The organism is Thermoanaerobacter siderophilus SR4 (assembly GCF_000262445.1).
GTDB classification, from domain to species: domain Bacteria; phylum Bacillota; class Thermoanaerobacteria; order Thermoanaerobacterales; family Thermoanaerobacteraceae; genus Thermoanaerobacter; species Thermoanaerobacter ethanolicus.
This window is the reverse complement of the sequence record NZ_CM001486.1, coordinates 927203-945429: the sequence shown is the minus strand read 5'-3', so window position 1 is coordinate 945429 and position 18227 is coordinate 927203. Positions and strand designations below refer to the sequence as shown.

The window sequence follows — 18227 nt, the reverse complement described above, 5'->3', positions numbered from 1 at the left end:
GATTTTATGCCAACATTAGTTACAGGTGCTTTTCAACTTTTAAATGATGCTCTTACATGGATTTTATATCTCATTCCTGCTGCTTCTGGTGCAGCTATAGGATATCATGCTTTGATGAAACAAATGGGAGATGGAGATCCTTCTGTAACAGCAGCTCATAACAGAGCTATTAGAAATGTTTTAATTGCTGGAGCAATAGGAATGAGTGCAGCATCACTTGTTAAAGTTGTTTTAGCTTATTTTAAATAAGAGGACGGTTTGAAATCCGTCCTCTTTGGAGGTGATTTTTTTGTTTAGTGCTATCACAAACATGATTTCAGATGCAGTTACAAACTTTTTTCAGAATTTGCTTGAAAGTTTAGTAAGCATGTTTACTTCATTTTTTGGAGATGAAATGGCAGTTGCTCTTAAAATACTCAATACTCCATACATTACAAATGGGATTAAATTAGCTCAGATAATAGCAGGAACATTACTTGCTTTAAAGGTTGCGGCTGAGGCACTAAAGACATATATTCTATATAATTCAGGAGATTCCTCAGCACAGCCCTTAGAACTTGTCAAAAGAACTGCTTTTGCTGCTGCAATGGTTTCAACTTCGCCGTGGTTGGTTACAAAGGTATATACTTTTGGTGCAGATTTAGCAAAAGAAGTAGCTGCTTTACCTGCTGTCAATCTTGAAAATCCTGTTTCAAATATAGTTTCAGGCATTTCGCAAATGTCAACTGCTTTACTGCTAATTCTTTTAGCAGTAATAGTGATATGGATTTTAATTTTAATTCAAACTGCAATAAGAGCTGTTGAAATTGCTTTTATAGCTGTTTCAGGTCCAATTATGGCAGTGGGACTTACACGGCCAGATGAAGGTGTGTGGTCTGTATGGTGGAGAGAGCTTGTTGTATTGTCACTATCTCAAGCGGTACAGACATTTATGATTAGAGGATTTTTATCTACAATTGCAAATATGTATTTTACGAGTGAGATTTTGAGTAAATTAATGCTTATAGGCTGGCTGTGGGTAGCTTTTAAGACCCCGTCTGTTTTGAGGCAGTTTGCATATCATACCGGCGTTGGGAGTGCAGTTGGGCAGACAGCACAATCTGCAGGAAGCATGTATTTAATGAGAAAAATGATTATGAGAGGGTGATGTTTTTGTATCAAGTGCCCAAAAATATTTCTGCAAAGTTTGAGTTTTTTCCGGGCTTTGGATGGAAAGAGCTCTTTTTTGTACTTATTGGACTTTCAATAGGTCTATTTGTTTATTTAATATTATCAATTTTTACGAAGTCTATCATAAGGTATTTGATAGTACTTATTTTAACAGGGCTTTCTTACTTTGCAGTTGTTCCCGGTCCAGATGGAAACAGCGTATTTAGTTTAATCAAATACTATCTAAATTGGACTAAAAAGCAAAAAAGATACCTTTATGTGCAGGGAGGTTGCAGAGATTGATTGGAATTTTTAAAAAAGAAAAAGCTGTAAAAAAAGATAAAGCAAAAATAGAAGAGCAGAAAAGAAAGGCTGTTCAGGAGTGGCTTCCTGTAAAAGATGTTGCAGAAGATATGATTTTACTCAAAGACGGAAGATATGTATGTGTTCTAAAAGTTATGCCTTTGAACATCGGCTTAAAAAGCGAAAATGAAAAGAAGAGAATAATACAGACAGTTTATGAAGCTTTAAACGGCTTTAAGGATTCTATGCAGATATTTTCTATGGGAAGACCAGTAGACCTTGACCCTTATATTAATTTTCTTCAGACAAAATCAAGGGAGGAAACAAGCGTAATTAAAAAGAGACTTCTTCAGGAGTACCTGAAATATGTCGCTTCTATTGTCACAAGCGGTGAGGCAATAGAAAGACGCTTTTTTATTATGCTCTCAAGTAAAGAAAAAGACGAATTAAAAGCAAAAGCCCATGAGCTTGCCAACAATCTTGAAAAGTCAGGGTTAAAGGTGGAAATAGCAGCAGATCAGGACATAATAGACCTTCTTTTCAGCTTCAGCCATCCATCACAGGCAGCATTTGAAAGAGCGCCTTTATTTTCAGGACCCTACTTACCACCTATGTATTCTTAAGTGAGGTGAAAGATGTGAAGAAAAAAGAGAATACAAGTGTACTTACAGGCTTAATAGATATGATTTCGCCTCAGGCTCTTGAGTTTAATGCAAGGCAGATTGTATTCAACGATCAGCTTGCAAGAGTTTTAGTTATAGCAGGCTATCCTCCTAAAGTTAGTGCTGCATGGCTTTCAAGAATTGCAGGAATGCCGGGTGTGGTGTGTTCAGTTCACATTGAGCCTACTGACCCTACAAATTTAATCATGAGTTTAAATAAGGCTATTGGTGAATATGCAGGAAGGCTTGAGATGGGAGGAAATGCCCTCACAATGCAGAGGACAGAGCAGGCTTTAAAAGATGCAGAAGAGCTTATGAGAAAAATAGATCAAGAGCAGCAGCAGGTGTTTTATGTTACAGTCGTCTTAATGGTCCTTGCCCCTAATCAGCAGGAGCTTGATAGAAAAACACGTCAGGTTGAAGCAGCTCTAGCAGCTTCAGGTATGAGAGGAAGAGTCCTTATATTCCGTCAGGAAGAAGGCTTAAAAGCTGCAGGACCCTTCTGCACTCTGCCTGACGAGGTGAAAGAAGCAGGAGCAAGGAATATGCCCGCTGAAACTGTTGCAGCTTCTTTTCCATTTACTGCTTCAGGTATAAACGATGGAAGTGGTGTTGTTTTGGGAAAAGACAGAGACGGAGGATTAGTACTGGTTGATATATGGAAAAGAGGAGGAGACAGGACAAATTCTAACTGGACTATTCTTGCAAAGCCCGGCGCAGGAAAAAGCTTCACTGCTAAAATGCTCCTTTTAAGAGAGTACATGCAGGGAAGCAGAGTCATAATCATAGACCCTGAAAGAGAGTACAAAGATATGTGTAATAAGCTTGGAGGAGTGTGGATTAACTGCACAGGTGGAGAAGGAAAGATAAATCCACTGCAGGTGAGATTGAGACCGATTGATGAAGAGGAAGATGAAAAAAAGCAGAACACAACCTTTCAAAGTCCGTTAGCCTTACATGTCCAAACATTAAGGACATTTTTTAGTCTGTATCTCCGAGATCTCACAGACACAGAAAAGGCAGCTTTAGAGGATGCATTAGTGGAAGTGTATAAGGAAGCGGGAATTACATGGGATACAGACCCGAAAGATATTCCAAATGAAAAGTGGCCAACTGTGAGGGAATTATATAAATACCTTGTTAAAAAAGCAGAAGAAAATCCCGAAGCCTATGGAAGGCTTTCAGTACTTTTAAAAAGAGCGGCAGAAGGAGTAGACTCATACCTTTGGGCAGGTCCAACTGCCATAGAGGCTGATTCTGATTTTATTGTCTTTGACGTTCATGATTTGCAGAATGCTGAAGACCAAGTTAAAAGAGCACAATATTTTAATGTGCTCTCTTTTGCATGGAACATACTTGAAAGGGATAGAAGAGAGAGAACTGTTTTGGTTGTGGATGAAGCATGGATGCTTGTTGACCCTCAAACGCCTCAGGCAATTGCATTTTTGAGAGACACATCAAAGAGGATAAGGAAGTACAACGGAAGCTTAATTGTCATAAGCCAGAACGTTATAGATTTCCTTGCTCCTGAAGTGCAGAGGTACGGCCAAGCTTTACTGGATAATCCAACATATAAGCTCCTTTTAGCACAGGGAGAAAAAGACTTAGAAGCAATAACGGCCCTTATGAACCTTTCTGAAGCAGAGCATGACCTTCTCGCAAATGCAAAAAGAGGAGAAGGTCTTCTTGTTGCAGGTACACAGAGAATTCACATAAAGATTGAGGCAGCACCTTATGAAATGCAGTATTTAACTGGAGGCGGAAACTGATGAACGTTTTGGGAAAAGTGCTTCTGGCTTTCTTGCCAGATGATTTGGAGAGTGTTATTAAGTTCGCTCTTCTTTTTATTTTAGTCCCAATTGTATTTCTCACCCTCGCTTTTGCGGGACCTATTACTGCTGTTGAGAAAATACCTCTTGTCAGCTATGAGCAGATTCAAATGTATATTAGTATTGCTAAAAAAGTGAGTGAAAGTACTAAAAATCCCTACAGTGAGGGTGTAGAAATTGACTGGAGGCAGCTTGTTGCTATAGATGCTGTAAGGTTCAAACAGGATTTTAGTGAAGCAAATCCTCAGGAAGTTGAAGAGCTTGCAAAGCTGTTTTTAGAAAAAGTAGGTGAGGTAAAAGTAAAAGAGGGTGATGAAGTTAAAATTTATCCTATATATAGGCTTAGAAGTCTTGATGAAGTTTTAAATATTTTACATTTTTCTAGAGAAGAAAAGGAAAAGGTAAAAGAATTTTTAAGTATCGATTTTTCAGCTTTACTGGACTATGCTGTGCCAGAAAACTGGTCTCCTGTTGAGAAAACTCTTAAATGGCCAGTATCGGGAGTTTACACTATAACCTCTCACTTTGGACCTCGAATTGACCCGGTATACGGAGTAGAAGGATTTCACTCTGGTGTGGATATAGGTGCACCAGCAAGAACACCGGTCACAGCTGCTTTGGATGGAGAAGTAGTCTATGCAGGATGGAATGACGGTTACGGCTTAGTTGTTTTTATATGGCACAACAACAATTTAGAGACAAGATATGCTCATTTATCATCAATTACAGTTAAGCAGAGACAAATTGTAAAAGCCGGTGATGTGATTGGATATGTAGGCTCTACAGGAAAGAGCACAGGCCCTCATTTGCATTTTGAGGTGAGAGTTGGAGGAAAGGCTGTAAATCCATTTGACTTTTTTAAGTAAGAAAGGAGGTTTGGACTTGCTTGTTTCACTTATTGCTACAAAGCAGATGGCAGAGCAGATAAAAAAAGCTTTAGCTGATGCAGGAGATATTGTTTTTGAACATAATGGTAAATTAGATTCTGAGAGTGTTAAAGAAATATTTTATTCTGCTTCTCGGGTTTCTGCAGAGGTACTTATTGTAGATCTTGATATTTTCTATGGGAAAGAAATTATTTCTGCTCTTCAAGGTTTCAGAATCGCAAGACCTAATACCAGAATAATTGTAATTGCACCTGAGAGGAAACCGGGTGATGAAATAATTTCTTCCATAGTTGGCTTGGGCATATATGATATAGCAGCAGGAGAAAAAGAATCCAATTGGAGTGAAATAATTAAAAATATTTTACTTTCGCCTCCAGCCACATATGCTCAAGCTGCAAGATGGCATACGGGTCAGTTTTTGAATGCTTCTATACAGGCAAAGGAAAGGGTTATTATAGAAGAAAGGCCGGCTGGTATTGTCACTATAGCAATAGCCGGTACTGCTCACGGTATAGGATGTACTCATACAGCTCTCTCTATTTCTTCATTTCTTGCCCGTTTAGGACATTCTACAGCAGTTATAGAAGACAGCCAGAGGCCTGTATTTTCTTTTTTATGCAGTGTCTTAAAATCAAAAGAAGGAAAAGCAGAAGGTTCTTATGCGGTTTATGGAATAGATATTTTCCCACTAAATGAAAGTGAAAATAACGATAATTGGAATTACGACATGCTTCTTAAAAAAATTAAGGCGGGGCAGTATGAATATGTTGTTAGAGACCTTGGAGTTTTGGATTCAGCAAGGAAAAGAGAAATGTATAGAGCTGATATAGCTTTTGTCGTGGCTTCAGCTGCAAAATGGCGGTGGCATGAGGTTATTGACAGGATTGATTCTGAATTTAGTGTTATTTTTCCTTTAGCTTCGCAAAACGATGCAGAAGAAATTTCTTTTTATGCAAAAATTAAAGGAACAGCTTTACCCTACTGCTCAAATCCTTTTGCTAAAGAAAATGATTCTGTTTTTTCAAAACTGCTTGCTCCTGTACTGCCAAGCAGAAGAAAAAAGAGAATTTTGTTTGGGGTTTTTTAAATTAAAGTGTATTGTTCTTTAATTTAAAAGCAAAATTTTTGAAAAATAATAAAGGATTTCTTTGCTTTATGTAGAAATATATACTAGAAAGTGGTTAGGTTTTAACATTTATAGAGAAGTATTAGGGGGTTATTGTATGGGAGGGAAGTTTAAATGGACTAAGTTTGAAAACTGCGATATTAATGATCCTTTTTTTAATTCTCTCAAGCAAGATTATCCAGAATTCCCTCAGTGGTTTATGAAGAAAAGTAAAAATGGAGAAAGTGCTCTTGTATGTGAGGACGAAAAAGGCCTTTGTGCGTTTCTTTATTTGAAAGAAGAAAAAGAGCCTATTGAACTTATTGATCAGATTTTACCCAGCAAAAAGAGAATAAAAATAGGAACTCTTAAGTTAGATGAGAGAATCCAAGGACAAAGGCTTGGAGAAGGTGCTGTAGGTGTAGCGCTTTGGAGATGGCAGGAATCTGAAGCAGAAGAGATATACTTAACAGTATTTCCTAAACATACTCTATTGATTGAATTAATTGAAAAATTTGGTTTTACATATATGGGTAAAAATAAGAGAGGAGAAAATATCTATTTAAAGAGCAAGAAAAAGATAAATTACAGTGACCCTTTTAAGGCGTTTCCGTTTTTAAATCCGTATTTTGAAAAAGCCGGATATATACCTATTTATGATTATTACCATGATACACTTTTTCCGTATTCTGAACTCTATAATACTAAACAAGAAGTAGAGGAAAAAGCTGCAGCGAATGGAATTACGAAAGTATTTATAGGATTCCCTACTTCAAATTTACACCATAAAGTGGGTGAACCTGTTATAATCTATAGGATTGATACAAAGGCAGAAAAAAATAAACAGTATAAGTCTGCTGCTACTTCTTTTTGCACTTTAACTAATTTGACCATTATTAAAAGCGATAACATTCCTAACATTGATTTAGATAAATTTATAAAACTAGCAGGAAATAAAACTGTTTATTCTCCTGAGGAATTGGAACAGTTTTTTTATGAGAAGAAAAATATAGTTTTAATAGAAATGGTTTATAACGGTTTTTTTGGAAAAGGGGAAAATATAACTTTTAAAGAATTAAATGAAAAAGGTCTGTTCAATGATTATCCATATAATATTGTACTTTCACGAGAACAGTTTATATCAATATTAGAAATGGGTGGTAAGGATGTCTCAAATATTATTATCAATAAGACCTGAATATGTAGAAAGTATTTTTAAGGGTACCAAACGCTTTGAATACAGAAAAATAAAGTTTGCTAGAAAAGATGTAAATAAAATATTAATTTATTGTACTGCACCAGTTATGAAAGTTGTTGGAGAAGCGGAAATACTAGATGTTATTGAAGATACTCCTTCCGCAGTATGGGAAAAAACCAAAGATTATGCAGGTATTGATAAAAAACTTTTTGATGACTATTACAAAAATAAAGAAAAGGCTGTTGCCTATCGGCTTGGAAACGTAAAAAAATATCTTAAACCAATCAAACTAACTGATTTGGGAATAAGCTTTGTTCCGCAATCTTTTGTGTATATTGAGTCTTAAAAAATTCTACACAATAAATTTTATTAAGGCATTTTACAGAATTAAGTAAGAATGTAGAAAGGAGTTGTGTTTTTTGATACTCTTTCATGGAACTTCTTCTATAAGGGGAAAAAATATTATCAGAGAAAGAAAAATAAGAATAGATGCTCCAAAGGTTTATAATTCTAAGCATCCCATGCCTACAACTCCAAATCTTATTTATTTAACGCCCGATTTTGCTCTTGCTTTATATTACGGAAATAAAACTTCTGTATTGTACGACGATGATCCTTATTTAATTATTTTTAGAATAGAAATTAGTAAAGATTTGTTACTTCCAGATAAAGATGAATTTGATTATACAATAAAAGATTTTAATCCTATTGAATTCAACCATAAAAAAAACTTACGTTAGAAGAGTCTTTAGAGGAAGTTAAAAGTTGTGCTGTTGATAAAGATATATGTTTTGATGATTTTGTGAGTTATTATGCTGAGCTACCTTCTAGTCACTATAAAAATATAGGCGGGATTCTGTATAAAAAAATACAACTAATTTTAAATAACAGCGATTATAAGACTCGTAATAAACAGGCAGATATTTTCATAAATGAATTTATATCACAAATTAAATGGGAAAAACTTTAAAAATAATGAAAAGGAGATGTGATGTGTATGTTTAAAAAGCTTATTTACTTTGTTATTACAGTTGTTTTGATTTTTTCTTTACTGCAAATAAGTGCTTTTGCGAAAGATACAACAATTACAATTAAACCAGGGCAGGTGTTTAATATTTTTGATTATTTGAAAGATGTAGGAGATAAACTGACAGTTATTTATTCAGGGAATAATAGTAAAACGACTTATAAAGTTTTGGAAAAAGGGGCTGACGAAAAGGGTAATTATCTTTTATGTGAAGTAACATATGAACCGAACTGGGACAATGATCCACCATCTCGACAAAAATACTATATTCCCTATGTCCCTCACAAAATAGGCACTGTCACATATACTAAAAAAAATGTTGGACAGGTTACTGAAGATATGCTTAGCAATAAATATGTATCTGATGATATACAAACGCTTGGCTATTTAGAAGGTTTATATACAGATGCAAGTGTTTTAAGTATAGACAAAATTAATGGTACACCTATAAAAAGTACACAATACTGGTATTTTGCTAATTTTCTTCCTCAAAGCGAAAGAGAATATCTTGCAAGCAGATTTATTGATGGAACTGCTTTTGAGTGGCCATCCATTTTCTATACTATAAACGTTAATGGGAAACAAATACACTATGAGCAGTACGGTGCAATGCCATATATAAAGAATGGGAGAATGATGATACCTTATAGAGCCTTGTTTGAACTTGGTTTTGGACTTCCTGAAAATCAAGTTATCTGGAATGATAAAGACTACAGTGTTACTGTAATAAAAGGAGACACAACAATTAAGCTTAAAATAGGTAATAAAACAGCATACATCAATGGGAAACCATATACATTAGATACAGCTCCAGAACTTAAGCTTGATAGGACTTTTGTACCTTTGAGATTTGTTTCTGAAGGACTTGGTTATAAAGTTGAATGGATACCAGATCCAGGGCAAAGAGCTGGTTGGGGTACAGTTAATATTACAGGCAATTAAGGAGTGGTATTAGTGAAAAAAACACTTTTAATTTTAATGGCAGTGGTGTTTCTTTTTTCCACTGCCTTAGATAATTTTATAGCGCAATTAGATTTACAGGAATATATGGTTAACATCAATAATAAGATTTCAAAATTTTAAATCGGTACGGATTTTTCATTTTCGCTTCGCTCAAATCAAAAATCCGGTTAGGAGAGCACCTCTGCTTTCGCAGACGTGCTTTTTTTATTTGCTCCCGCAGGAGCAATTATACGCCTGCTCGCCTATCGGTCAAGGGGCAAGCCTTGCCGGGTCGGTGAGCATATCCTCCCTCGCTTACGCTCGGTCCGGTATCCCTCCCCGACCCCTTGACCTTCGGCTCGCAGGCTGTTTCGTTTTAACTGCCGGGGGCAAACAAAATTTGATATTGAATTTTTTAGGGAGGTGCTCTTAAGTGAGTATGAAAGAGATGAGAGAAAGGGTTATGGAGTTTTTGAGAGAGCAATTGGAACTTGACAAGTTTATATTAGAGAAATGCGACCTTATGCCGGGAGGTGTTTTTGTAAAGGACAGAGAAGGTAAAAGTATGCTGGTTTTTTACGATTTTATGAAAGATAAAGTGGATTATTGGTTTGAAGATGAAAAATAATTAAAGAATTTTATAAAAAATACTATCAAATGATTGCAAAATTATTTGGAATGTGATAAAATACTAAGTGAAAGGAGTATATGCTATGACTCAAATTGAGGAAATTGAAAAATTCCTCAATGTTGCTAAAAATTTAATGAAAGCAGGTGCTTTTGATTTTGTTCCTCGAAAGAAAAATATGGATTCAATTAAAGAAGCTGGCCTAACAATTAAGCATGTTAAAGGGATTATTATGGATTTAACCTGCAAAAATTATTACAGAGGTCCCAGTGAAGATTTGGGAAGCAACAGGGAAGGTTTTGTATGGGAGTTTGGATATGGTATTGAAGGAACAGACTTTTACATAAAGCTTAAAATCGAAAAAAGAGGAGAAAAGCAATGTTTAGTATGTCTTTCTTTCCACAAAGCAGAACAGCCGTTAGTTTATCCGTATAAGTGAGGAGGTGTAGAGTGTGAAGAAATTCTGTCCAGTCTGTGGTAAAGAACAAGAAACAGAAGTGATTGAAAAAGAAGAAGTATCAAACATCAGAGGGGATGAAATAAAAGCTTTAGCAAGGATAAGGATATGTAGTATTTGTGGTGAGGAGCTGTTTGATGAGGAGCTGGAAGAAGAGAATATACAGAGGGTCTATGATATATATCGAAAAAAGCACGGCATACTCTCACCTGATGAGATAAAAAACATTAGAGAAAGTTATGGGTTAAGTCAGAGAGCCTTTGCCAAGCTTTTAGGTATAGGCGAAGCTTCTATTGCAAGGTACGAAACCGGAGCTCTACCTGAAAAGTCTTTGAGCAATATGATAATGCTTTTGAAGGATCCAAAAAATATGGAGAAGCTCCTTGAGAAAAATGAAGATGTTTTAAGCCAGAGAGAAAAAGCAAGACTTCTGCGGAAATTAGAAGAAATGAGTGAAAGAACAAAAATGATAATGATTCCGGAAGAGCTTTATAAAGTACTAGAAGAAAGAGCCGAAAAGGAGGAAAAAAGTATTGATAAATTTGTTAACGATATATTAAGAAGGATTATATAAAACAAAAATAGATGGATATTTTATAACAAATATATTACAATGATAATAGAATAAATATATAAGTGTAACAAAAAGAGGGAAACAGGATGTCAGTATATAGAGCAATTGGAGAAAAGTTAAAAGAAGTACGGGAAAGGAACGGTTATACTCAGGCTGAAGTGGAAAAGGCTACAGGGATTAAAAGGGAACTGCTCTCATATTATGAGAACGGCAGGAGAGAAATAGATATTGCTACACTTGAAAAGCTTGCATCCTTTTATGGGTATTCAATAGAGTATTTTATAAAAAATACTGAAGAGCCGGAGGTTACCCTAGCTTTCAGAACTGATGGATTAACGGAGGAGGATATAGAAGTTATAGGGTGGGCTAAAAATTTTGTAAATAATTTGTATCAGATGGAGAAGCTGCTGGAAAAGAGGGATAGTCGTGTTAACGCTTGAGATTGAAGGAAAAAGGGATGCTCGTAAGATTAGAGGGGAAATGGGACTTGGAGATGGATCTATTGATGTATTTAAGATTTTTAAAGAAAAAATATTTCATATGCTAAAAAGCCTTTAAAGAGCAACATTTCAGGAATGTTTTTAAGAAAGGGAAATGTCAATTTTGTGTTGATAAATTCATCAAAAACAAAAGGACATCAAAATTTTACTGCTGCCCATGAGTTATACCACATTTTATTTGAAGAAGGTCAGACAGGAAGTGTGTGTGTAGCCGGCATTTTTGAGCAGAAGTCGCCGAGCGAAAAGAAAGCAGATTATTTTGCTGCAAATTTTTTGATGCCTGCTGAAACGCTGGAGCTGGAGTTGTTTAAAAGAATGGGTTCATCCAAGAGAAAACCGGATTTTCCTGACCTGCTCTATTTAGAGGCTTTGTTTGGAGTCAGCCACTCTGTAATGCTCATTAGGCTGCAGCAAATTGGGGTTTTAGATGATGATGATATATTACGTTTTAAAAAGGGAATAATCAATGAGGCAGTAAAGTATGGGTATGATATTTCTCTCTATTTACCTACTGAAAAAGATATAATTGTGTCAGATTATGTGGAAAAAGCAAGAGTACTTTTGGAGGAAGGTATTATTTCTGAGGGGAAATATGAGGAACTTTTAATTGAAGCAGGGTTTGAGAATGTATTGTTTGGGGAAGAGGTGCAGGAGTATGAAGATTGTTAGGTATCCTGTAGTGTTCGATACTGACTGCATCTCTTCCTTTAATGAAAGTTATTTAAAAAATTTAAATAGAAAGGAGTTTTCATTATGAAAAAGATAATTTCAGCGATAATTGCTGTCTTACTAATCTTTTTATCCATTCCTGCGTTTGCGCAAACTGGAGGTCAAGAAGAAGAGCTTCCCTATCAAGAGTGGATAGATAAAGGATGGATAAAAGCAGTATCACCTGATGAGAAAGGCCATGATAAATTAGGTTGGTACTACATTATGCCCGGAAAAGAAAAAGAAATAGCTTACAGTGATAAGCTTAAGAATACAGATAGGTTAATTGTTGTAGCAGGGTCTCTTTATTATGATAAACCTTTAGAAGAACTCGTAAAAATTTATAAGGAGCAAGGATTTAGCGATGTGTGTTTATATGATTTAACAACAAAAATAGGATATTTGGATGGGTACTTAGCAAATGATTATATAGGAACAGTAAGATATAATCACCCAGATACATTTAAAGTAGCGCTTTGGAAACAATTTACTGTGGGACTAATTACAGTGAATGGTGTAGATTGGCAGAAAACACCTTATAAAGATGTAATATTACAAGCTTTATACAGCAGATGGGAAGGTTTAAAGGACCCTGCATATAATAAGTATTTGATTGACCCCAAATGGAATGGATATACTATGGAATGCATTTATAATTGGGATGGTGTAGATGTATGGATAGGTAAAGACAATATTACCGTAAGATATGAATTGAAAGAAAACAAGGGAAAATTACCTACAAGAGTCATATCAGACAATGGTGTTGCGATGATACCCCTACGTGGTGTTATGGAAGAATTAGGAGCAGTTGTTGATTATAACGCTAAAACTCAGCAGATAACTATAAAAGATAAAGGTAAAACTGTGGTACTAAAAATAGGGTCTGATACAGCAGTAGTAGACGGCAAAGCAGTTAAAATGCCAAGAAAAGTATATGTGAAAAATGGATACACAATGCTTCCTTTAAGGTTTGTTGCTGAAAATTTAGACCATGCAGTAGAATACTTGAATGACGGCACAATAATGATTTGGAGGGCAAAATACACTACACCACCAAGGATATGAAGAGGCTTCAGTTAAGTCTGAAGCTTCTTTTCTTTTTCTAAAAATTACTTAAAGGAGATGGTGTTTTTGTTCAAAAGAATTGTTTCTGTAGTTGTTCTTATTACATTTCTGGCAGGGTTAATATACATTCCCAAGTTGGAAAATGCCTATGCAGCGGTAATCGACGATGTAGGAGATTTAAATTTAAGTATTGATAGTCCTGTAACATTAAACCCAACTGATTCTCCAAATCTGGTTCCTAATCCGATTCCTAAAAAATCTAACGACAAAAAACTCTATTCCGGTAAATGGAGTGTATATGTTGACGGTACACTTGCTGGGTATGACAAGGTAATAAAGCATATTTACACAGGCAGTAAAGCAGAGCAGTACAATTTTATTAAATACAGCACTGTTTCTCAATGGATAAATGTATTTGGCGGTAACCCTACTTTTGTGAATTCTTATTTAAGTCAAATTAGATTGAGCATATCAGGTTCAGACCGTGTGTATATACGTTATTTGGCTGAACTTTCCGGTGCCCATGTAACAGGATATAAAGTATTGGATGAAAAAGCCGGTAATGGTGAGGTATATGTTGCTACAACAAGACCTCCTTCTGCAAATATATCTATTTCACCAACAAATCCAAGAGAAAGTGATGACGTAAAAATTACAGTTTCGGGTACCTCCTTCTTTAATTTTTGGAACACCGATTTAAAAAATGCTTTAGGGCTTCAAGATAAAATTGTATATACAGTGGATATAGATGGACAAAGAGTAATTAGTGCTAAGACATTGTTTAATAAACAAGGTTTTACTGAAACTATTACGAGGAAATTCTCCGCAGGACAGCATACTATAACTCTATATGTGAAAGATGCAGTAGACAGACTTACAAGGAAGGACTATACCTTCACAGTAAGTGCTGCACCTACACCACCGCCTCCTCCCGGAAGCATACAGGCAAAGATAAATCTTATTTTAGACCCGCCATCTCTCAAAGCAGGAACAACAGGAGATGTGAATGCAACAATAGATGCGACATCTTCTGTGTCAAGCGGAACAGGTCCTTATTCGGCAAGATTTTGGTTGCAGGTGAATGGAGTAGATCTATTAGGTTCAGACGGTGTGGCTGTGCAGAATTTGACTTCTCTTTCTCAAGCAAAATATACAAAGCTTATTGTTAATGCAAAGCCCGGCGATAAGGTCTGGGCAAAGGTAAGAGTATGGGATGCAAGCATAAATAAAACTTCAGAGGCAGAGACGACAAAAGTAATAGGACAGTATGAAGATGTACCTACTCCAGAGCCGACACCACCTCCTGCACCAGAACCTGTACCTCCTGTTGCAGTTATAAATGCTCCTTCAGAAGTGATTCAGGGTGATGATGTGTATATAAGCTCTGGAAGCTATGACGCTGATGGAAATATTGTCAACTACAGCTGGAGCATTTCTCCTTCAAGTGGTGTAGTAGGTACTCTTTCAGGTGAAAGCGGTACGGTATACTTTGACAAAGTAGGAACATACACAGTAAGGCTAACGGTAACAGATAATGATGGGTTAACAGATACGGCACAAAAAACTATAGAAGTAAAACCTGCAGTACCTAAAGCATTTTTTGACTACACGGGTGCTCTGAAAGAAAATAGAAAAGTAGTTTTAGATGCGTCAGGCAGCTATACATCACCGAAGTATCCAATGGTATGGGATGCAACAGAGTGGGAGATAACACCTGTAAGCAGCGGCTTGACACAGGATGATATAAAGATAGTGCCTTCTACAGATATGAAAACAAGAACGGTCCTTTTTAAGAAAGCAGGAGATTACAGAGTAAGAGTAAGGGTAAAAAATAGTGCAGGAAATTATTCTGACTGGTATGAAAGGACATTAACTGTTGTAGAAGATTTACCTCCTGTTGCAGATTTCTTTGTAATGACCACTGCTTTGAGGGACCCTTCAAACGGCAATATGGCCAAAATAGAGCTTATAGATGCTTCTTATTCTCCAGATGGTGATAAAATAGTGCAGAGAATATGGAAATATAAGTATGACAGCAACAACAACGGCAGTTTTGATGATGAGCAGTGGATAACTTTGGACAGTGGCAATAATACTCACCCAGTACTCTATACAAAAGATGTAGGAAAGTATTTATTTGAACTTTCAGTTAAAGAAGATTTTGGAGAAGAAACCATACCAGAGTTTATATCTCCTTCGGATTATAAAACCAGCGATACTTCAAATAAGCCGATGAAGGATAAAATATGTGAAGTGATAAACTTACAGCCTGTTGTGGATTTTGAAATGTATGAAAAGAAAAAAGCAGAGTTGGTTATAAGGGTTGGTAAATTGAACAATTATGATGCAAGGGTAAAACAGCTGGAAGATGGAATAAATAATTTGCTGATACCTCTTTTAAACAGCAAAAACATTGATGCAAAAGTGATAGACAGTGACTTTGGGACAGGAACTTATGGAGGAAATACGAGTTTTGATGGCAGCAGATATACTGTATCAAGCTATGTAATTAAAGCTACTGTAGATACTGCAGGGAGATTCGGGATTACCACTGTGGAAGGTTTTCCGGGCATTACTTCTGATGATAATCAGTACTTGCTTTATAGAGGAGACGTATCAACTACGTCAGCACTTGTAGTGAAAATTGATGGGAATTTGTATAACCTGTATAATTACACACCCACGTCAATTACTACAGAAAATGGCAAAATAGTAGTTAATTACGGTACAATAAATGGAGTAGAGATAAAGGTAATATACACAATCTATGACGATAAATATGTGCTCATAAATTTTGTTGCGACGAATAAAACTACTGTACAAAAGAACATAGGATTTAAGGTATACTATGATACTTGCGTAGCAGGTAATGATGGTTCTCCAATAAAAGTAACGAATAAGGGATTTGAGATTTACAATGACACATATCAGGTTAGAGCAGTAGGGATATTGAAAGATAATCCAGTAATTACTCCTCCTACAGACTGGCGAATGGAAACATGGAGCGGCAGCATGAAAACCGACTTCCCTTACGATGACGGCAGAGCACATTTCAGCAGCAGTTATTACGTTGGACAAACATATCAGACGGGTGATACGGCAATAAGTTTGTGGTGGCACTCACAGAGTGTTGCATCCAATCAACAGAGAAGTATTACTACACTGCTGGGTATAGAAAGACCGACAGAAGCAAAACTTGATATGCTTGGAGATAGCCTCTTAAATGTTGTTTTTAATAATTTAAATGCTGGAAAATATGTACTAGTTTTTAATGACCTATCTTTCTTGGATTACAACGATAATAATGCAAAAACAAAGTTTGCAAATGCAATAAATCAATTATCTTCAAAATTAGTAATTGCAGGGCAGACAACATTTCCTGCATCACAAGCAGACGGGCTTATAAATTTAGTTACAAATGGCGGATTTAAAGTTATTGATAACAGCATAAGCAACCAACTGACTGCTATTGCAGAGTATATTGCAAAAGACTTAGAAAACCAGCAAAGGATAATTGAAAAATATGTTATATTAGGCGAACCAATTGAGATAAAAACTTACTACAATGACCCAGAAAATGACCCAAAATACCAGGAAAGATGGATGTACTTGCATGACCCGAATTACTTTGAAAACAGTTTAGGACTCGCAAGCTTTAATGGAAAATATATAGATGCTCCTATAACTGTCTTTGATAAGGTTGGGAAATATGAAGTGGAGTATGAGGCAAGAGATAATCCAAAAGATGATGATAGATTTGACAACTACAGGCTGTGGAGCTATAAGCCTTTGAGCACTATGTACATCTATGTTCACAGAAGGCCTATTGCACAGTTCGCTGTGACTATGACCTCAAGCGGCTCAAACTACATTGTCTCAATTACAGACCAAAGCTATGACCCAGACCATATGTCACTGCCTAACAAAGGTATACAGGCCTGGGAGTGGAAGTGGAAAGAAGTCAATGAAACAACATGGCATGATGGAAAAATGTCAGGGACATTCCCTGTAGGAAAAACTTATCTAGTGTACCTTAGGGTACAGGATCTAGAAGGAGCATGGAGTGAGCCAAAAGTACAGACAATAACGACGCAGAATATAAATTTACCGCCTGTTGCACAGTTTACTGTAAATCCTGTTGTTCAGGTTGTAAACAAGACAATCACAATAGTTGATCAAAGCTATGACCCTAATGGAGATCCCATTGCAGAACGGCAGTGGAGAGTGCAGAAACCCGATGGGACATGGATAAACTACGGCAGCACTGTACCTAACAATATACCTTCATTAGGAATTGGAACATATACAATAGAGCTTAAGGTTAGGGATAATCCTCGTGTTGGGACACCACTTTGGTCAGAGCCGTATACACAAACAGTAACGATAATACCTGAAAATAATAAACCTGTAGCTAAATTTACAATAAGTCCTAATCCAGTAGTAGCTGATGAGCCATTTACGATAACAGACCAGAGCTATGACCCCGACGGTGACCCGATTGTGGCAAGAGAGTGGAAAGTGCAGAAGCCTGATGGGACATGGGTAACAATAAATCAATGGAAGCCTACTTTTGAGGAAATGGGACTTGGAGATGATGGAACATACAAGATACAGCTGAGAGTATTGGATGACCCAACAGGCAGAAATCCAAACCTCACACCGATGTGGTCAGATCCTTACACAGTTACAGTACAAGTTCAAGGAAAGCTTATTGTTATCGGAAGTTCAAACAAGACCACATACAAAGCAGGAGAAGCGATGATTCTCTATGCCCGAACTGAAGGAAAGGCCTACCGTGTAGAAGCAAAAATGTGGTACCCGAAAAATGAATTTACTTCTTCCAATGTGACTACTTTAGTATCTGATATACCTTTAACCACTCCACCGCAGGATGTGATGACATGGCATACTAAACATACCAAGGAAGAAGGAAGAGATGTTGTAGTAATTATTCCCCAAAATATGCCTGACGGTACTTACAAGATAGTGTTTACGGCTTATAAGCAGCTGGCAGGTGGAGGAATAAAAACAGCTGTAGATACTATTACCGTCAGAGTGAAGGGCACAATATATGATAATTCAAAATCACAAATCATTGGTCCTAAATTTTGATATGAAGGCCCTGTATAGAGCAGTTACTCTATACAGGGCATAATTTTTTATAAGCACAAATTTCATGATATTTTTATATTT

19 protein-coding genes are annotated in these 18227 nt (G+C 36.3%); all 19 read left to right on the top strand.

Going from position 1 to position 18227, the window contains the following annotated elements; all coding sequences use genetic code 11:
- Positions 1–6: 6 nt before the first annotated feature.
- The 19 genes from THESIDRAFT1_RS04545 (at position 7) to THESIDRAFT1_RS04460 (ending at position 18146) form a co-directional block, all read left to right on the top strand.
- Positions 7–249: a hypothetical protein gene (locus THESIDRAFT1_RS04545; protein ID WP_006569666.1), complete on the top strand. Its 243-nt coding sequence runs from the start codon at positions 7–9 to the stop codon at positions 247–249.
- 40 nt (positions 250–289) lie between these two features.
- On the top strand, positions 290–1147 hold the full coding sequence (locus tag THESIDRAFT1_RS04540) for a conjugal transfer protein TrbL family protein (protein WP_006569665.1): 858 nt from the start codon (positions 290–292) through the stop codon (positions 1145–1147).
- 5 nt (positions 1148–1152) lie between these two features.
- Positions 1153–1452, top strand: a complete 300-nt coding sequence (locus THESIDRAFT1_RS04535) for a PrgI family mobile element protein (RefSeq protein WP_006569664.1) — start codon at positions 1153–1155, stop codon at positions 1450–1452.
- Positions 1449–2075 (top strand): TraC-like domain-containing protein, encoded by a 627-nt coding sequence (locus tag THESIDRAFT1_RS04530; protein WP_006569663.1) that lies wholly within the window; start codon positions 1449–1451, stop codon positions 2073–2075. The genes THESIDRAFT1_RS04535 and THESIDRAFT1_RS04530 overlap by 4 nt, the downstream gene beginning before the upstream one ends.
- Before the next feature lie 14 nt (positions 2076–2089).
- Positions 2090–3883 carry a VirB4 family type IV secretion system protein gene (locus tag THESIDRAFT1_RS04525; protein ID WP_006569662.1) on the top strand — a complete coding sequence of 598 codons (1794 nt, stop codon included), beginning with the start codon at positions 2090–2092 and terminating at the stop codon, positions 3881–3883.
- Positions 3883–4809 (top strand): M23 family metallopeptidase, encoded by a 927-nt coding sequence (locus THESIDRAFT1_RS04520; protein ID WP_006569661.1) that lies wholly within the window; start codon positions 3883–3885, stop codon positions 4807–4809. Before THESIDRAFT1_RS04525 ends, THESIDRAFT1_RS04520 begins: the two co-directional genes overlap by 1 nt.
- Before the next feature lie 16 nt (positions 4810–4825).
- Entirely contained in the window at positions 4826–5917 is a 1092-nt protein-coding gene (locus THESIDRAFT1_RS04515) for a hypothetical protein (protein ID WP_006569660.1), read from the top strand.
- 136 nt (positions 5918–6053) lie between these two features.
- On the top strand, positions 6054–7133 hold the full coding sequence (locus tag THESIDRAFT1_RS04510) for a hypothetical protein (RefSeq protein WP_244262754.1): 1080 nt from the start codon (positions 6054–6056) through the stop codon (positions 7131–7133).
- Positions 7102–7479 carry an ASCH domain-containing protein gene (locus THESIDRAFT1_RS04505; RefSeq protein WP_006569658.1) on the top strand — a complete coding sequence of 126 codons (378 nt, stop codon included), beginning with the start codon at positions 7102–7104 and terminating at the stop codon, positions 7477–7479. The genes THESIDRAFT1_RS04510 and THESIDRAFT1_RS04505 overlap by 32 nt, the downstream gene beginning before the upstream one ends.
- A 73-nt stretch (positions 7480–7552) precedes the next feature.
- Entirely contained in the window at positions 7553–7873 is a 321-nt protein-coding gene (locus tag THESIDRAFT1_RS04500; protein WP_006569657.1) for a hypothetical protein, read from the top strand.
- A 257-nt stretch (positions 7874–8130) separates the two neighbouring features.
- Complete coding sequence (locus THESIDRAFT1_RS04495; protein WP_039929163.1) at positions 8131–9102, top strand: copper amine oxidase N-terminal domain-containing protein; 972 nt, start codon at positions 8131–8133, stop codon at positions 9100–9102.
- Positions 9103–9541: 439 nt separating this feature from the next.
- On the top strand, positions 9542–9730 hold the full coding sequence (locus THESIDRAFT1_RS04490; RefSeq protein WP_244262793.1) for a hypothetical protein: 189 nt from the start codon (positions 9542–9544) through the stop codon (positions 9728–9730).
- A gap of 85 nt (positions 9731–9815) precedes the next feature.
- Complete coding sequence (locus THESIDRAFT1_RS04485; protein WP_006569653.1) at positions 9816–10169, top strand: type II toxin-antitoxin system MqsR family toxin; 354 nt, start codon at positions 9816–9818, stop codon at positions 10167–10169.
- A 13-nt stretch (positions 10170–10182) separates the two neighbouring features.
- The gene (locus tag THESIDRAFT1_RS04480; RefSeq protein ID WP_006569652.1) at positions 10183–10761 is read left to right on the top strand and encodes a type II toxin-antitoxin system MqsA family antitoxin; all 579 of its coding nucleotides are present in this window, start codon (positions 10183–10185) and stop codon (positions 10759–10761) included.
- An 86-nt stretch (positions 10762–10847) separates the two neighbouring features.
- Positions 10848–11201, top strand: coding sequence for a helix-turn-helix domain-containing protein (locus tag THESIDRAFT1_RS04475; RefSeq protein ID WP_006569651.1), 354 nt, complete (start codon positions 10848–10850; stop codon positions 11199–11201).
- Positions 11188–11319, top strand: coding sequence for a hypothetical protein (locus THESIDRAFT1_RS14545; protein ID WP_279625021.1), 132 nt, complete (start codon positions 11188–11190; stop codon positions 11317–11319). Before THESIDRAFT1_RS04475 ends, THESIDRAFT1_RS14545 begins: the two co-directional genes overlap by 14 nt.
- Before the next feature lie 17 nt (positions 11320–11336).
- Positions 11337–11930, top strand: a complete 594-nt coding sequence (locus tag THESIDRAFT1_RS04470) for an ImmA/IrrE family metallo-endopeptidase (RefSeq protein WP_244262753.1) — start codon at positions 11337–11339, stop codon at positions 11928–11930.
- An 84-nt stretch (positions 11931–12014) separates the two neighbouring features.
- Positions 12015–13034, top strand: coding sequence for a stalk domain-containing protein (locus THESIDRAFT1_RS04465; RefSeq protein WP_006569649.1), 1020 nt, complete (start codon positions 12015–12017; stop codon positions 13032–13034).
- A gap of 66 nt (positions 13035–13100) precedes the next feature.
- Positions 13101–18146 carry a PKD domain-containing protein gene (locus THESIDRAFT1_RS04460; RefSeq protein WP_006569648.1) on the top strand — a complete coding sequence of 1682 codons (5046 nt, stop codon included), beginning with the start codon at positions 13101–13103 and terminating at the stop codon, positions 18144–18146.
- Positions 18147–18227 lie beyond the last annotated feature (81 nt).

Bases quoted from the DNA above. Each gene is read 5' to 3' on its own strand.
- THESIDRAFT1_RS04505 (WP_006569658.1), top strand. From the start codon at position 7,102: ATGTCTCAAATATTATTATCAATAAGACCTGAATATGTAGAAAGTATT.
- THESIDRAFT1_RS04520 (WP_006569661.1), top strand. From the start codon at position 3,883: ATGAACGTTTTGGGAAAAGTGCTTCTGGCTTTCTTGCCAGATGATTTG.
- THESIDRAFT1_RS04495 (WP_039929163.1), top strand. From the start codon at position 8,131: ATGTTTAAAAAGCTTATTTACTTTGTTATTACAGTTGTTTTGATTTTT.
- THESIDRAFT1_RS04470 (WP_244262753.1), top strand. From the start codon at position 11,337: ATGTTTTTAAGAAAGGGAAATGTCAATTTTGTGTTGATAAATTCATCA.
- THESIDRAFT1_RS04545 (WP_006569666.1), top strand. From the start codon at position 7: ATGCCAACATTAGTTACAGGTGCTTTTCAACTTTTAAATGATGCTCTT.
- THESIDRAFT1_RS04465 (WP_006569649.1), top strand. From the start codon at position 12,015: ATGAAAAAGATAATTTCAGCGATAATTGCTGTCTTACTAATCTTTTTA.
- THESIDRAFT1_RS04475 (WP_006569651.1), top strand. From the start codon at position 10,848: ATGTCAGTATATAGAGCAATTGGAGAAAAGTTAAAAGAAGTACGGGAA.
- THESIDRAFT1_RS04490 (WP_244262793.1), top strand. From the start codon at position 9,542: ATGAAAGAGATGAGAGAAAGGGTTATGGAGTTTTTGAGAGAGCAATTG.
- THESIDRAFT1_RS04485 (WP_006569653.1), top strand. From the start codon at position 9,816: ATGACTCAAATTGAGGAAATTGAAAAATTCCTCAATGTTGCTAAAAAT.
- THESIDRAFT1_RS04510 (WP_244262754.1), top strand. From the start codon at position 6,054: ATGGGAGGGAAGTTTAAATGGACTAAGTTTGAAAACTGCGATATTAAT.